Here is a 16,636-nt window from a genome sequence, read left to right on the forward strand (position 1 = left end):
TAGAACTTTTTCAACGCATTTCTGTTGGTGCTTCGACTCCTACAATTGTAAGCCCTGATGATAAAATATTCATGATAGCTTGTATCAAGCCCAATCTGGCAAGTGTGAGGTCTTTATCATCAGGCTGGATGAAACGTAAAGCAAGATTACCGCTCCCTTTATTCCAATGAGCATGAAAGCTGGAAGCAAGGTCATAGAGATAAAATGCTAATCGATGTGGCTCTTTATGAATTACGGCTTGTTCAATGATACGTGGGTATTCACAAAGTTTGCGTATGAGGGATATTTCATTATCGTCTATTAATCGGTTGAGGTATGCAATCATTATATCATTTGAAAGATTTTCAATATGCAGGGCTTCTTGTGCTTGACGAAAAACAGAGTGACAACGTGCATTTGCATATTGTACGTAAAAGATGGGGTTATCTTTTGATTGCTCTGTTACTTTGGCAAAATCGAAATCAAGTGGTGCTTCGCACTTGCGGTATAGCATCATAAAACGCACTGGATCACGGCCAACTTCCTCTACAACATCCCGTAGAGTCACAAATGATCCTGCTCTTTTCGACATGCGCACAGGTTGTCCGTTGCGAAAGAGCTTTACAAGTTGACATAAGAAAACACTCAATTTGGCTTTATCACCAGAAATTGCTTTTGCCATGGCTTCTAAACGTTTTACATAACCAGCATGATCAGCACCTAGAATATAAATCATTTCATCAAAATGACGATTAAATTTATCGCGAAAATAAGCAACATCCGCCGCAAAATAAGTATAAGAACCGTCAGATTTAACTAAAACACGGTCTTGATCATCTCCAACATCCGTTGAGCGGAACAAAGTTTGTTCGGTTGCTTCCCAGTCTTCTGTATTTTGCCCTTTTGGCGGTGGGAGCTTTCCTTTGTAGATATAACCACTTAAAGTGAGATCATTAATTGTATTACGAATAGCGCGCGCATTATCTGCATAAAGCATCCGCTCAGAGAAAAAGACATCATGATAAATATTAAGAGCTGCCAAATCTTTTCGAATCATTGTCATCATGGCATGAATTGCACGCTCTTTCACGATAGATAAAACTTCATCTTTATCCATAGTGAGTAATTGGTCACCAAATTCTTGAACAAGCGCTTGACCCAATGGTATTAGGTATTCCCCTGGATATAGCCCTTCTGGAATTGCATGAATTTTTTGGCAGAGAGCTTCACGGTAGCGTAACAATACGGAGTGGGCAAGCACTTCGATTTGTTTTCCAGCATCATTAATGTAGTATTCTTTCGTAATATTATATCCGACGAATTGCAACAAATTACAGAGAACATCTCCAACAACAGCTCCTCGGCAATGTCCTACATGCATTGGTCCTGTTGGATTTGCTGATACATACTCAACATTGATACGCTTTCCTTGTCCCATTGGAATACGACCGTAAGAGGTGCCTAATTCAAGAATGGATTTTATAGCATTTTGCCAAAATCGTTTTGTAAGTGTGATGTTGATAAATCCAGGTCCGGCAACATGAATACAGTCTATAGAGGGCTCATCTTTGAGAAGTTCTATGATCTTCTCTGCAAGCTCACGTGGATTAAGGCCTATAGACTTTGCAAGTACCATAGCCGCGTTGGTTGATAAATGGCCATGTGAAGAATCACGGGGGGGATCTACAGTAATTTTTGATAAATCTAGATCTTCTCCATTCTTCCCTTTTATATCAGATAATTCGAGTATTTTTTTAATTTTTTTCTCGAAGTTTTTAAAGACATTCATATTCAATTTCCATTATGTATTCAAAAGCAATTAAACGAAATTATCTGCATGGTCAAATAAACGGTGATATTCACGTAGAGCATAGTGATCAGTCATACCTGACAAAAAATCAGCAATGAGACGTGCTAACTCGTGATTTGTTAGGTGCGTTGTTTTGCTGTACCAACTTTCAGGCATGACTTCTGGTTTCTGATGATAACAGTCGAATAATTTTTGTACAATGCATTTTGCTGCATTACGACGATTGAGAACTTGTTCATGGTAATAAAGATTTTCAAAGAGAAAATCTTTTAGTTCTTTTTCGTAGACTGCCATTGCAGGAGAAAAGCTCACAATGGTTTGTTTTGCTTGGTGAATATCGTTTATGCTTGTTGGTGCAATGTGTACTAAATTTTTTTGTGATTGCTTAATAACATCCTCAACCATGATTGTTATCTGTTTGCGTACGAGTTCGTAGCCGCGCCGAGTTTGATCAAGTTGTGGATATTCTTTTTTTATATCTTCTAATAATGCTGCGGTGAGTGAAACTTGTTCGAATTGATCAATTGCTAAAAATTGTGAACGTAAACCATCATCAATATCATGCGCATTATAAGCGATATCATCAGAAATAGCCGCGCATTGTGCTTCTAGTCCAGCGAAGCAATCGAGTTCAAGATCTTGCTTTGCATTGTATTGTAGAATATCGATCGGGACCTCTTTTTTGTTCGCATAAGGACCGAAAAGAGGACCGTTATGTTTCACAAGTCCTTCGAGTGTTTCCCAAGTAAGGTTAAGCCCATCAAAATTTGCATAGCGTTGTTCTAGCTTCGTGACGATGCGTAATGCTTGTGCATTATGGTCAAAACCACCATAATGTGCCATTGCTTCATTAAGGGCATCTTCTCCCGCATGGCCGAAAGGTGTGTGCCCAAAGTCATGAACAAGGGCAATGGCTTCAGCAAGATCTTCATCAAGATAGAGCGCACGGGCTAATGTGCGTGCAATTTGAGAAACTTCTATTGAATGCGTCAGTCGTGTACGATAATGATCACTCTCATCAGCAATAAAGACTTGTGTTTTATGTTTGAGGCGTCGAAATGCATTAGAATGAATAATACGGTCTCTATCTCGTTGAAAAGGTGATCGTATAGGACTCATCGTTTCATGGAATAATCTACCACGGCTTGTTTGTGGATTGGCACTATAGGGCGCTCGAGCGTGGTAATTAAAATTAATATCGTTTATGTCCATTGCAAGCTGTCCATTCTCATCCTAAATTGAGAGAGGCTTATAGTTTATTTAATAAACTTCTCTTTTGCTGGGATACTCTTTCTTGATAGTTTAATGCAAGGATATATAAAATGGGTGTGAATATTTCAGATGTTGCGGCTAAGCGGATTGCTCAGATACTTTTGAGTGAACCTGATAAAATAGGGTTACGTATTTCCGTTGAAGGCGGTGGGTGTTCTGGTTTTTCTTATAAATATAGTTTGGTTTCTGAAATGAGTGAAGATGACCTCGTTTTAAAAAAAGATGGGGCAATTGTCCTTATTGATTCACTATCGCTTCCCTTCATGGTAGGAGCTGAAATTGATTTTGTTGATGATCTTATGGGACAGTCTTTTCAAATTCATAATCCTAATGCCGTTTCATCGTGTGGTTGCGGTGTGAGTTTTTCAATTTAGAGTGACGGCTTTAGTGATATTGTTTCTTGAAAAAATGTTCACTTTGGTCAACAATGTGAAAATGGGTATTCTTACAAAAATATTGCGCCGGTGGTTGTGGTTATGTGTGGCGCTTACTTTATTGATTTGGAATCATTGTGTCTTTTCTGAAGAAGGGAGAGAGCAGGATTATCACCAAAAAAATTTCACAAGTTTTCCTTCATACTCTCAAGATTTGGAAAAAGATTCTGAAAAAGAAAATTTGATTTCTAAACCCCAACTTATTTTGCATGCTCGGTTAACAAACAGCAATGAAAATATTACGAAAGGGCTTATATGGCGGGTTTATATACCTATCCTAGGAATTGATAATAAATTACCATTGGCTGAAATTTATGAGGGAGGAAGCGCACGTTTTGATTTAGATCCAGGAAGTTATCTTGTACATGTCTCATTTGGTCATGTGAGTGCGATGCACCATATAACTTTAGAAAGTGGGCAGAAACTTGTTAAAAAATTTAATCTTAATGCTGGTGGTGTTATTTTAAATGCTACACTGCTAAACGGTATGATCAATGAAAAGGAATTGCGTTTTACTATCTATGAAGATGAAAAAGAAAACGATGATACCGGTGTGATTTTATCCAATATTAAACCTCAGTCAATTGTGCGTTTGAAAGCTGGCAACTATCATGTTGCGTCTCATTATGGATCCATTAATGCTATTGTTCGTTCCGATATCCAAGTAGATGCAGGTAAAATTACTGAGGTAACTCTTGAACATCAGGCAGCTCAGATTGTCTTAAAGTTGGTCCGGCAAGAAGGAGGAGAAGCACTAGCAGATACAAGTTGGTCTCTTACCAATGATTCTGGTGATATCATTTATGAAACAGTTGGCGCCTATGCTTCACTTGTGTTAGCTGAGGGAGAGTATATTGCGATCGCTAAAAATAAAGATAAAATTTATCAAAAAATTTTTTCAGTTGTTTCTGGCCATGATGAAGATATAAGTGTGATTGCAGATACACAAAATATGCAACAAATTGATGAAGAAATGGATTGATGCTTATGAAGCGGCATAAATCATCATTAAAAGTGGATAGAGTGTTTTGGTTGTAGAAATTTCAACAGTTAGTGTGTTTTTTGCTGGTGCTTTATCTTTTTTATCACCGTGTGTTTTGCCTTTAGTCCCTCCTTATTTGTGTTATATGGCAGGTATTGGTATTGATGATTTGCGTTCCCAAAAGCATGAGGGAAAAGTATTTATACGGCGAGGGCTGTTATCTTCTATTCTTGCTTTTGTGTTGGGTTTTACAACCGTTTTTGTTGCTTTAGGTGCGAGTGCAAGTACAGTTGGCAAGTTCATCGGTTATTATCGTGATTGGTTTGCAATTGCTGCTGGAATTACCATTATTATTTTTGGTTTAAATTTTCTGGGTCTTTTCAAAATTGCTTTTTTATTTCGTGAAGCGCGGTTTCAAACTCATAAAGTGCCTACTGGTCCTTTAGGAGCCTATGTTATTGGTTTAACTTTTGCATTTGGTTGGACACCTTGTATTGGTCCAATTTTAGGACCTGTTATAACGCTTGCGGGAACAAAAGAAACTGTAGGTGAGGGAGCACTCCTTTTAGGGATTTATGCGCTGGGTCTTGGTGTGCCTTTTGTGTTAGCAGCTTTATTTTCAAGTAATTTTATGAGATTTTTAGGTGCTTTTCGTATTCATTTAGGAAAAGTTGAAAAAATGATTGGTATTTTTTTGATCATTACAGGTATTTTATTTTTAACAGGCTCTATGCAGAATCTTTCCTTTTGGCTTTTGGAAAAATATCCTTTGTTGAGTGATATTGAAGCGATTCGTTGGCATGATATTGTCAGTTTTTTTGGATTTTCTCGTTAGTTTTATGTGTTTTTATGGTTAGAAATTGTCTTTCTATTGTTCTTGCAGCAGGTGAGGGGACGCGTATGAAGTCGTCTCTTCCTAAAGTATTGCATAAAATTGCTGGATTACCTCTTATATGCCATGTTCTCAAACAAATAGAATTGGCAGGCATTTCACGATTAGCAGTTGTTGTAGGGCTTGGTGCTGAAGATGTCACTGAAATTGTTCAATCATTTGTAAAAAATGCAATGATTTTTGAACAAAAAGAACGTTTAGGAACGGCTCATGCGGCTCTTTGCGCTCGTCCAGTTTTGCAAAAAGGGGCGGATGATGTTCTTATTGTTTTTGGTGACACGCCTTTGGTTGAGCAAGATTCATTGCTAAAAATTCGTGCGCAGCTTGCTGAGGGAGCTGATGTTGTTGTTGCTGGTTTTTATGCTTCAGATCCAACAGGTTATGGGCGTCTTCTTGAGAAAAATAGTAAAGTTATCGCGATTGTAGAAGAAAAAGATGCAAGTGATGAAGAGAGAAAAATTTCTTTTTGTAATGGTGGAATAATGGCCATTAATGGCAAGCATGCACTTTCTCTTTTAGAGAAGGTTGATAATCATAATTTGAAGCAAGAATATTATTTAACGGATATTGTTTCTATTGCGGCACGTGAAGGATTAGATGTTCGAGTTGTTGAAGTACCTTTTGACAATTTTATAGGAATTAATAACTGTTTGGAGCTTTCTGATGCTGATGCTGTGTGGCAAAAGCGCAAAGCACACGCTCTCATGTTGTCTGGTGTTACGATCCTTAAACCAGAAACTGTTTATTTTTCTTATGATACAGAAATTGAACCAGATGTCGTCATCGAGCCAAATGTTTATTTTGGGCTAGGAGTAAAAGTACATTCTGGTTCTGTTATTCATGCATTTAGTTATTTAACAGGAGCGGTGGTTGGTGCGAATGCAAGGATTGGTCCTTACGCACGTTTGCGTCCTGGAACAGAGTTAGCACGATCTGTGAAGGTTGGAAACTTTTGTGAAATTAAACAAGCAAAAGTAGGAGAGGCTACTAAAATTAATCATTTAAGTTATATCGGTAATGCAGAAATTGGTGCAGCGAGCAATATTGGAGCTGGTACGATTACGTGCAATTATGATGGATTTCATAAATATAAAACTGAGATTGGTGATAATGCTTTTATTGGTTCTAATTCAGCACTTATTGCTCCCTTAATTATTGGAAAAAGTTCTTATATTGCTTCAGGAAGCGTTATCACTGAAAATGTACCTATAAACAGTATAGCTTTTGGGCGTGCACGACAGGTTATAAAAGAGGATTGTGCAGCAAGATTGCGTGCACGTTTGTCAGCAAAAAAACAGAAAAAGTGATCAGATTCAGTTTATTTTTTTACTTTATGATAATCTCACAATTGGGAGACTTATTTTTAAGTATTGTTATGTTACATATTTGAGTTATGTGGTGATTTAAGGCTTTAAATAAAGGCTTATTGGATTGTTTTATGGAATACTCTAAATTTAGGATGTGAGTTGGAGCTTTTAATGTGCGGTATTATCGGAATTCTCGGCAATAAGTGTGTTACATCCTCTTTGGTTGATGGTTTGAGGCGTCTTGAATATAGAGGCTATGATTCATCTGGTATAGCGACAGTGCATAATGGACGCCTTTACCGTATGCGTGCTGAAGGAAAACTCTTTCACTTAGAAGAAAAGTTAAAAAAGACACCTCTAGAAGGAAATTTAGGAATTGGTCATACACGCTGGGCTACACATGGAGTTGCTGTGGAACGGAATGCGCATCCTCATGTAACGGAACGACTTGCGATTGTTCATAACGGTATTATTGAAAATTTTGTAGAATTGCAAAAGGAACTCATTGAAGATGGTTATATCTTTGAAACAGAGACGGATACAGAGGTTATTGCCCATTTAATTACCCGTGCACTAAAAAATGGTCTTTCTCCGCAAGAAGCAATGCGCACAAGTTGGAAAAGGTTGAAAGGCGCCTTTGCTATTGCTGTTATTTTTCAAGGTGAAGATAACCTTATGATTGCTGTTCGTTCTGGTCCACCTTTGGTGATTGGTTATGGAAAAGATGAATTTTTTGTAGGATCGGATGCCATCGCTTTAGCTTCATTTACAGATCGTATTAGTTATATGGAAGATGGTGATTTGGCTGTTCTGACACGGGAAGCTGTAACAATTTACGATGCCAATAACAAATTGGCAAAACGTCCTATTACAACATTATTTGAAGGAGCTTTATTGGTTTCTAAAGGGAATCATCGTCATTTCATGCACAAGGAAATGTTTGAACAACCTGAAGTGATTTCTCATAATTTAGCGCATTATCTTGATCTTGGAAATCATACGGTTCGCTCATTTGAGAATTTGATTGATTGGAAAAATATTAATCGAATATTTTTTGCAAGCTGTGGAACAGCTTATTATTCAACTTTAGTTGCACGTTATTGGTTTGAGAGTTTTGCTGCTTTAAGTGTTGATAATGATGTGGCTTCTGAATTTCGTTATCGTGAACCTCCTATCACAGCTGATGTCTTGCCGATATTTGTTTCTCAATCTGGTGAAACAGCTGATACATTGGCATCTTTGCGTTATTGTCGTGAGAATGGTATGAAAACAGCAACAATTGTCAATGTTGAGCAATCGACAATGGCAAGAGAAGCTGATTTTATTCTCCCAACATTAGCAGGTCCAGAAATTGGTGTTGCCTCAACAAAAGCTTTTACTTGTCAGTTGGCAACGCTTGCTGCAATGGCGCTTAGTGCTGCTAAGCAACGTGGGTTTATTGCAGAGAAAGCAGAACATCAATTTGTTCAACAATTGGCAGAAGTGCCGCGGATTTTAAACGAGGTTCTAAAGTTAGATGATAAGATTGAACAGATTTGTCGTCATCTCGTAAGTGTAAAAAGTGTTCTTTATCTCGGACGGGGGACTTCTTACCCCATTGCTTTGGAGGGAGCACTTAAATTGAAAGAGCTTTCTTATATTCACGCTGAAGGTTATGCTGCAGGAGAGTTAAAACATGGGCCGATTGCACTGGTGGATGAGACAATTCCAGTGATTGTTGTAGCACCTTATGATCGGTGGTTTGAAAAAACTTTTTTTAATATGCAAGAAGTGGCAGCACGCAATGGTCGTATTATTTTAATCACTAATAAAAAAGGGGCAGAAGCAGTTCATTTTGATACCTTATCAACTGTTATTTTGCCCGATATTCCAGAATTTATTGCGCCCATTATTTATGCTTTACCCATTCAATTAATTGCCTATCATACAGCTGTTTTATTGGGAACAGACGTTGATCAGCCCCGTAACTTGGCAAAATCAGTCACTGTTGAGTAAAATTTTTTGAGGGTTTTATTGAAAAATAATAAGAGATAAAAATTTATAAAAGCATTTTCACAATAGTATCTTGTGAAGCTTTTCATTTTTATTTAATTGCTTTTTTCTTGTTATCCTGCGCGTAATAGACGTGTAGCATCATCACGTCCGAAAAGATAAAGGAGCAAACGGAGCGTTTTTCCTCGTTCTGAAGAGAGGGTAGGATCACGTTGTAAAAATAAACGTGCATCTTTTCTTGCCATTGATAAAAGATCACTATGTACTGCAAGGTTTGCTATGCGGAACTCAGGCATACCAGATTGACGTGTTCCTAAAAGCTCCCCTTCTCCTCGTAAACGCCAGTCTTCTTCTGCAATTTTAAAGCCATCTTCTGTATTGCGTATGATATTAAGACGTTCTGCAGCATTTTTTGTGAGTGGATCTTTATAGAGTAAAATACAGGAAGACTTTTTTTCTCCCCGTCCAACACGTCCACGCAATTGGTGCAATTGTGAAAGACCAAAATGCTCCGCATGTTCTATGATAATGATGGAAACATCAGGAATATCTACTCCGACTTCAATAACCGTGGTTGCAACTAAAATACAGATATCTCCACATTTAAAAGATGCCATTGCGGACTCTTTTTCAACTGTAGACATTTTTCCATGTATCATACCAACACGTGCTCCAAATCGTTCATGGAGAATAGCAAAACGACTCTCAATGGAAGTGAGATCAAGAGTTGATGATTCTTCTACTAAAGGACAAATCCAATAGAGTTTTTCACCTTTTTCTAAGGCAACAGCAATGCGTTTTATGAGTTCATCAATACGTTTTAAAGAAAGTGTTGCTGTTGTAATTGGTTGTCGTCCTATTGGTTTTTCGGTAATTTTAGAAACATCCATATCACCAAAAGCGGTCAAGACGAGTGTGCGTGGAATAGGGGTAGCGGTCATTACCAGCATATCAGGTTTATGGCCTTTTGCTGTAAGGGCAAGACGTTGATGCACACCAAAACGATGCTGTTCATCGATAATGGCTAAAGTAAGATTATGATAGGTGACGGTATTTTGTATAAGAGCATGGGTTCCGATAATAAGAGAAGCTTGGCCTGATAAAATATTATTTAAAATATTTGTGCGTGATTTTCCTTTTTCTCGTCCTGTTAAAAGAACTGTTTGTAGCCCGATCCTTTCAGCAAGAGGCGCAATTGTAGCAAAGTGTTGCCTAGCAAGAACTTCTGTAGGAGCCATTAAAGCGGATTGTCCTAAATTTTCAGCAACTTGTGCCATTGCCATCAGTGCAACAACAGTTTTTCCTGCTCCTACATCACCTTGGAGAAGTCTTAGCATTGGTTCTGGTGAAGCAAGATCATTTGCAATATCTTGTATTGCTTTTGTTTGTCCAGTTGTCAGTTGAAAGGGGAGGGCTTTCAGCAATTTTTGAATGTAAGTTCCTGTTGATGGTTGAGAAGCGCCAGAAAGAGATTTGGTTTTTAAACGCATTAGGCCAAGAGCTAATTGAGAAGCGAGTAATTCATCATAGGCAAGACGTTTGCGTGCAGTACTTTCTAAGGTTAAATCATCAGGGTCTACGGGTGCATGGATGCGGCGTAAAGAAACAGAAAAAGAAGAAAAGTTTTGTTGCTTTTTGACGCTTTCTTCTATCCATTCTGGTAAGAGAGGGATGTAATCTAAAGCGTTTTGTATTGCACGTCTTAGTGTTTTTCCTGATAGTCCGGCGGTAGAGGGGTAAATGGGTTCAATGAAGGGAATTTGATTTGGTTGTTCGCTTGGTACGATATGATCGGGATGTACCATTGAAAGTTGACCATTAAACAGTTCAACTTTTCCTGATACAATAACTTTTTTTCCTTCAGGTAGTTGTTTTTTGAGCCAAGAATTTTGGGCACGAAAAAAAACTAAGTTTATTTTTCCTGTTGGATCATGCGCAATAACTCGATAGGGCAAGCGGTTATGGCCAACGGGTGGTGGTTGATGCTGATCAATAACAATTTCCAGAGTAGTGGTGCTCCCTTCTTGTGTGCAGGCAATGCTGGGACGCATTCTACGGTCTATAACGGAATGGGGCATTAATTGTAGCAGATCAATAAGGGTAGGGTCACGTTGTATTGGATTAATGTTTAAGACTTTGGCTAGTAAGCCATAGACCTTCGGTGTAACCCCAGAAAGAGTGCGGATAGAATTAAAAAGAGGTGTAATAAGGCTTGGAGGCATAAGGAAATTTAGCCTGCTCTTTTCATTTTTTCTAGTGTTTTAAAAGGCTTTTTGGGGATAAGTTATATACGTGAAATTTTCTTTCTTTATACTTTGCATTTTAAGAAAAAAATTCAATATTTAAAGGTACATAATAAAAAGAGTACAAAAATAGAGTGTCAATAATATTCTATCATTTTCTCCTTTTTGTTTTTGTGTGTTTATTTGCTGTGAATAGAGATATTTTCTTCATGGAAGTCTTCTGTAAATATCAATAAAACTGGAATGTCTTGGCTTCATATGCAGAGTAATGTTTTTATAGATTTAAGAGCATAATCATTTAGAGTATTTTGTTATGATTAAGACAAATAAGGATTGCAATTTGGTATTTATTTTGCAGTGGGAAATTTGAGAGTGGCAGAAGATAAAAATACAATACGAGAGATAAAAAAATCTCTTCCTCGCTTTATTCATTTGAGAGTGCACTCTGCTTATTCGCTGCTTGAAGGGGCTTTAAAAATTCCGCAAATTATTCAACATGCGATTTCGGATCAAACGCCAGCAGTTGCTATCACTGATACGAATAATTTATTTGGTGCGTTGGAGTTTTCACAATATTGTTTTTCGCATGGGATACAGCCTATTATTGGCTGTCAGCTTACCGTTGATTTTGGTGATGAAAATGATAATTCGCGTTTTGCTAAATGGCACCATCCTTCTGATTTGTGTTCTCTTGTTTTGTTAGCGGCTAGTGAGATCGGTTATGCTCATTTGGTTCGTCTTGTTAGTCGTGCCTATCTTGATAAGTGTGATACTGAACCTCCTCATATTAAAGCTGATTGGTTATCGTCACACAGTGAAGGAATCATCGCTTTAACAGGTGGTAAGGGAGGTCCACTTAATTTTTCTTTGGCAGAAGGAAGAAAAGAACGTGCTGTTGAACGTTTAATTTCTTTAAAAAATCTTTTTGGTGATCGTCTTTATGTGGAATTACAGCGGCATGGCTCTTTTGATCGACAAGTAGAAGCTGCACTTATTGAGTTGGCTTACGCACATGAAATTCCTCTTGTTGCAACCAATGACGCTTTTTTTCTGAAGAGAGAAGGCTATGAAGCACATGATGCACTGATGGCGGTTGCAGAAGGACAAATTGTCTCTAATCCAGATCGTAAACGTGTAACACCGGATCATTATTTGAAGTCACAAGATGAAATGGTTGCACTGTTTTCTGATCTTCCAGAAGCTCTGGAGAACAGCGTTGAAATTGCCTTGCGTTGTCATACGGCCACACCCATTCGAAAACCAATTTTGCCTCGTTTTATAGAGCAGTCTGTTGATTCAAACTTTGCTTTAGAAGTAGAAGATCGTGAATTATTAAATCAAGCCAAGGCGGGTTTAAAAATGCGCCTTGAGACAATTGGATTGGCCGAAGGATATACTGTTGCAGATTATGAGCAGCGGCTTGACTATGAAGTTTCCGTTATTACGCGTATGCAATTTTCTGGCTACTTTCTTATCGTTTCAGATTTCATAAAATGGGCGAAGGCGCATGATATCCCTGTTGGACCGGGACGTGGTTCTGGTGCTGGTTCACTTGTTGCTTATGCTTTGACTATTACCGATGTTGATCCATTGCGTTTTTCTCTTCTCTTTGAACGTTTTCTGAATCCAGATCGTGTTTCTATGCCAGATTTTGATATCGATTTTTGTCAAGAGCGGCGCGAAGAAGTTATTCAATATGTTCAAAAAAAATATGGACGTGATCAAGTTGCACAAATTATTACATTTGGTAAGTTACAAGCACGTGCGGTGCTGCGTGATGTTGGGCGTGTTTTAGAAGTTCCTTATCGTCAAGTGGATTATCTTACAAAATTAGTTCCTGCTACACCTGGGAGCCAAGTTGAATTGGCTGATGCTATCAAGGATGAGCCTAAATTTGAGGAAGAAAAGAAAAAAGATCCGGTTGTGGGACGCGTGTTAGATATAGCACTTCAGCTGGAGGGGCTTTATCGTCATGCATCAACTCATGCAGCAGGGATTGTCATTGGTGATCGGCCACTTTCAGAACTTGTTCCTATGTATCGTGATCCTCGTTCCGATATGCCTGTTACACAATTTAACATGAAATATGTTGAACAGGCTGGGCTGGTAAAATTTGATTTTCTTGGATTAAAAACGCTTACTGTTTTGAAAATGGCGGTAGATTTTGTCGCACGAAAGGGTATTCAAATAGATTTGTCGAATATCTCTCTGAATGATGAAGCAACCTATGCTATGATGGCACGTGGTGAAACGGTTGGCGTGTTTCAAGTGGAAAGTTCCGGTATGCGTAAGGCATTAATTGGGATGAAGCCAGATCGTATTGAAGATATTATTGCTCTTGTGGCGCTTTATCGTCCTGGTCCAATGGAGAATATTCCAACCTATAACGCGCGCAAACATGGGGAAGAAGAAATTGCTTCTATTCATCCGAAGATAGATCATCTGATTCAAGAGACACAAGGTGTTATTGTGTATCAAGAACAGGTCATGCAAATTGCTCAAGTGCTTGCTGGTTATTCGCTTGGGGAGGCGGATTTATTACGTAGGGCTATGGGCAAAAAAATTCATAAAGAAATGCAACAACAACGTACGCGCTTTGTAGAGGGAGCTGTTGCTGGTGGTGTTGATAAGGATCAAGCTGATATTATTTTTGATCTTTTAGCAAAATTTGCAGATTATGGTTTTAATAAATCGCATGCCGCTGCTTATGCGATTGTTTCTTACCAAACAGCTTATATGAAAGCACATCATCCAGTTGAGTTTTTAGCTGCTTCAATGACGTATGATATGACAAATACGGATAAATTAAATGATTTTCGGCGTGAAGCATTACGATTGGGTATTAAAGTGATTGCACCTTGTTTGCAAACATCACATCGGTTTTTTGAAGTTGGTGATAACTGTATTTATTATTCTCTTGCTGCCATTAAAGGTGTGGGAGAAGCGGTCGTCGATCATATTGTAGCTTGCCGTGGAAATAAACCTTTTAAGGATATAGAAGATTTTTGTGAGCGTATTGATCCCCGTATTGTTAATAAGCGTGCAATGGAAAGTTTGATTTGTGCTGGCGCCTTTGATTGCTTTCATATTGCACGTGAGATTTTATTGGAAAGTCTTGGAACTCTTCATGCACGTGCACTTCGTATTCTTGATAATCATTCTAGTGGACAGATTGATATATTTGGGATGACGGATGGGTTAAAAGAGCCTTTGATTTTATCGCAAACAGCTCCTTGGTTACCAGATGAAAAACTTTATCGAGAGTTTCAAGTAATAGGTTTTTACTTTTCTGCTCATCCTTTGGATGAGTATCAGGATATTCTTGCTAAAAAACGCGTACAAACTTGGATTAATTTTGCTAATGCTGTCAAAGGAGGAGCAGAAGCTGCTAGGCTTGCTGGAACTGTCGTAGCAAAACAAGTACGTAAAACAAAATCTGGTAAGAAAATGGGGATTATTCATTTTTCTGATACGAGTGGTCAGTATGAGACAGTTCTCTTTTCCGAGGGACTTTCGGATTATGAGGAGATTCTAGAGCCAGGGAAATCTTTTATCATTACAGTGAGTGCAGAAAATCGCTCTGAGGGCATCAGTTTGCGACTTGAGACAGTTCAATCTTTGGAAAATGAGGACTTACAACGTCATAAAATGATGCGCCTTTTTATCAAAACAGTTGATATGCTTCCGCAAATTGAGCAGAATCTAAATCTTGGTGGAAATGGGGAAGTGGGACTTATTCTCATTCAAGAGGATGGATTACGTGAAGTCGAAATTACGCTTCCAAAACGATACAAGGTTAATTCACGTGTGGCGAATGCTATGAAAGTGATACAAGGTGTTGTCAATGTGGAATTGGTTTAAAGCAAGAGTTATGAAGTAACGGCTTATTTTGAAGCGTGTTCTTGCTTTATCAGTGGCTTAAAACTTTGCTTTGAATTGGATTGTAAGTTTTAAAAGGTTTTATTGCGCTATGATGCATTTCTTATGTAACGAAATCAAAAAGACATCTCATTTTATTTCCGTTAAGTTCATAGCATCATACATATAAAGCCAATTAAGGCTAGACATGATATTCTCTGGTGTGCGAATTTTCATGATGAAATTACGTGCAATTGCTAGAGAACCCGTTGCATGATAAGCTATTTTATTAAAGTCTCCACGTTTTTTTACTGCTGTAATTCTGGGCATGCGTATTTTTTCGTAAAGCGAAAGAGCTTTCGTTAATGAAAGGTCTTTAAGCGAAAGCACTTCTGCTAATGTGGCTGCATCTTCGATTGCCATAGCAGCACCTTGCGCTGCAAAGGGTAAGGCTGCGTGCGCACAGTCTCCAACAAATACTTGTCTTTCTAAACCTAAAAAACGGTTCTGTTTCATTTGAAAGAGGGGCCAATAGGTCCATTCATCGATATGGTCAAAGACTTGCAAAATTTGCGAATTCCAACCTTTAAAAAGAGATTTCAAATTTTCTTTATTTCCTTTGTGTGTCCATCCTTTTTTTGAAATTTTTCCATGCGTAATGGCGACAAAATTAAACACGTTTGCTGATGATTGAATGGGATAGACAACAAGATGGTTTTGGGGTCCCATCCAAGCGGTAATTGTCTTCACATTTTGTAATAAAGAACAAAAGCTTTTAGGAAGATTATCAAATTCTGTTGTTGCACGCCAAGCAATAAAGCCACTGAAACTTGCTATTTCACGAAAAGGAGCTAATTGCCGTAATGTGGACCAAACACCATCACAGCCGATAAGAAGTGGTGTTGAACAAAACTGATGTTGTTGTGGCTCAGTTGATACATCTGTCTTTCTTGTTTTTATATGAATGCTATTAGGAGCCGTTTGGGTAGAGGATACAACAGTTTCGCCTGTTTTATATTTGACCAAAGGATTTTCCATGACAACGTTGTATAAAACTTTTTGTAAATCTGCACGATGAATCGTGATATACGGAGCACTCCAATTTTTGTCCGATAAATTGATGAGATTAGCACGCAGTCGCACTTTTAAAGAAATTCCATCTCTCAACTCAAGAAAAAGTGGTGTTGTACCTTTTTCAAGAAGCTTGCTGAGAATTCCCCAATGTGCAAGGATACGGGTTGCATTGGGGGTAAGCTGAATACCAGCACCTACAGCATCAAGCTGTGTACACTTTTCGATAAGTGTCGTTGCAATTCCTTTATGGGCGAGAGCCAGAGCAGTACTTAAACCAGCAATACCTCCTCCAACAATGATTGGTGATTGATCCATGTGTTTCCTTCATATTGAAAGAGCAGAGGATGCACTATAATGAATTGTTTGGGTGATATAAACATCCTGTGGGGTTTGTTTGATTGTATGATAGTGAGGGAACATAGCGATAAAGTGTTGAACAATAAGGACAAATTTTTTCATCCATTGATCCCATATCGATAAAAATATGGGGATGATCGAATGGTTGTGTCGCACCTACGCACATAAATTCTTTTACACCAATTTCGATGGTTTTATATCCAAGATCATTCTGAAAATGGGGAATGTTGTGATCGGCCATAAACAAGCTCCGAATAAATTGCATAAATTAGGTATGATTTCGATCTTCTCTTTTCTATACATGAGTTTGTAATAAAGCTTAGAATAATGCAAGGAGCTTTTTAAGATAAACCAAAGTTCTTTTTGTTATACAGACCCATTACCGTGTTTTGAACATTTGGAAAGGGAAGAGAGTTCCAAGGGTTTTGAAATATGA

General features: G+C 38.2%; 11 protein-coding genes. 6 read left to right on the forward strand and 5 right to left on the reverse strand.

All coding sequences use genetic code 11. The features are described from left to right. Positions 1–10 precede the first annotated feature (10 nt). Together argS and J7R10_RS04910 are read right to left on the reverse strand one after the other, a co-directional pair. Positions 11–1,768, reverse strand: a complete 1,758-nt coding sequence (gene argS / locus J7R10_RS04905) for an arginine--tRNA ligase (RefSeq protein ID WP_010705152.1) — start codon at positions 1,766–1,768, stop codon at positions 11–13. A 30-nt stretch (positions 1,769–1,798) separates the two neighbouring features. Beyond that, positions 1,799–3,001 (reverse strand): deoxyguanosinetriphosphate triphosphohydrolase, encoded by a 1,203-nt coding sequence (locus J7R10_RS04910; protein WP_010705153.1) that lies wholly within the window; start codon positions 2,999–3,001, stop codon positions 1,799–1,801. A 110-nt stretch (positions 3,002–3,111) separates the two neighbouring features. Here J7R10_RS04910 and erpA point away from each other — a divergent pair, with 110 nt between their 5' ends. From erpA to glmS, 5 genes are all read left to right on the forward strand, one after another. Then, entirely contained in the window at positions 3,112–3,435 is a 324-nt protein-coding gene (erpA, locus tag J7R10_RS04915; RefSeq protein WP_010705154.1) for an iron-sulfur cluster insertion protein ErpA, read from the forward strand. Positions 3,436–3,496: 61 nt separating this feature from the next. Then, positions 3,497–4,477: a carboxypeptidase regulatory-like domain-containing protein gene (locus J7R10_RS04920; RefSeq protein ID WP_245257366.1), complete on the forward strand. Its 981-nt coding sequence runs from the start codon at positions 3,497–3,499 to the stop codon at positions 4,475–4,477. 46 nt (positions 4,478–4,523) lie between these two features. Continuing rightward, positions 4,524–5,312: a cytochrome c biogenesis CcdA family protein gene (locus J7R10_RS04925; RefSeq protein WP_010705156.1), complete on the forward strand. Its 789-nt coding sequence runs from the start codon at positions 4,524–4,526 to the stop codon at positions 5,310–5,312. Between the two features lie 14 nt (positions 5,313–5,326). Next, on the forward strand, positions 5,327–6,676 hold the full coding sequence (glmU, locus tag J7R10_RS04930; protein WP_010705157.1) for a bifunctional UDP-N-acetylglucosamine diphosphorylase/glucosamine-1-phosphate N-acetyltransferase GlmU: 1,350 nt from the start codon (positions 5,327–5,329) through the stop codon (positions 6,674–6,676). A 171-nt stretch (positions 6,677–6,847) separates the two neighbouring features. Beyond that, positions 6,848–8,671, forward strand: coding sequence for a glutamine--fructose-6-phosphate transaminase (isomerizing) (gene glmS, locus J7R10_RS04935; protein WP_010705158.1), 1,824 nt, complete (start codon positions 6,848–6,850; stop codon positions 8,669–8,671). A gap of 110 nt (positions 8,672–8,781) precedes the next feature. On the opposite strand, the gene recG is transcribed toward glmS, so the two are convergent. Further along, complete coding sequence (gene recG / locus J7R10_RS04940; RefSeq protein ID WP_010705159.1) at positions 8,782–10,890, reverse strand: ATP-dependent DNA helicase RecG; 2,109 nt, start codon at positions 10,888–10,890, stop codon at positions 8,782–8,784. Positions 10,891–11,283: 393 nt separating this feature from the next. Here recG and dnaE point away from each other — a divergent pair, with 393 nt between their 5' ends. Then, positions 11,284–14,772, forward strand: a complete 3,489-nt coding sequence (gene dnaE, locus J7R10_RS04945) for a DNA polymerase III subunit alpha (RefSeq protein WP_010705160.1) — start codon at positions 11,284–11,286, stop codon at positions 14,770–14,772. Between the two features lie 147 nt (positions 14,773–14,919). Here the strand turns inward: dnaE and J7R10_RS04950 are convergent, their stop codons facing one another. Together J7R10_RS04950 and J7R10_RS04955 are read right to left on the reverse strand one after the other, a co-directional pair. Continuing rightward, positions 14,920–16,158, reverse strand: coding sequence for an FAD-binding protein (locus J7R10_RS04950; RefSeq protein ID WP_010705161.1), 1,239 nt, complete (start codon positions 16,156–16,158; stop codon positions 14,920–14,922). Between the two features lie 34 nt (positions 16,159–16,192). Next, a complete protein-coding gene (locus tag J7R10_RS04955; RefSeq protein ID WP_010705162.1) occupies positions 16,193–16,441 on the reverse strand; it encodes a zinc-finger domain-containing protein in 249 nt (82 codons plus the stop codon). Positions 16,442–16,636: the final 195 nt, after the last annotated feature.

It is taken from the genome of Bartonella vinsonii subsp. berkhoffii ATCC 51672 (genome assembly GCF_902825225.1).
Classification (GTDB): domain Bacteria; phylum Pseudomonadota; class Alphaproteobacteria; order Rhizobiales; family Rhizobiaceae; genus Bartonella; species Bartonella berkhoffii.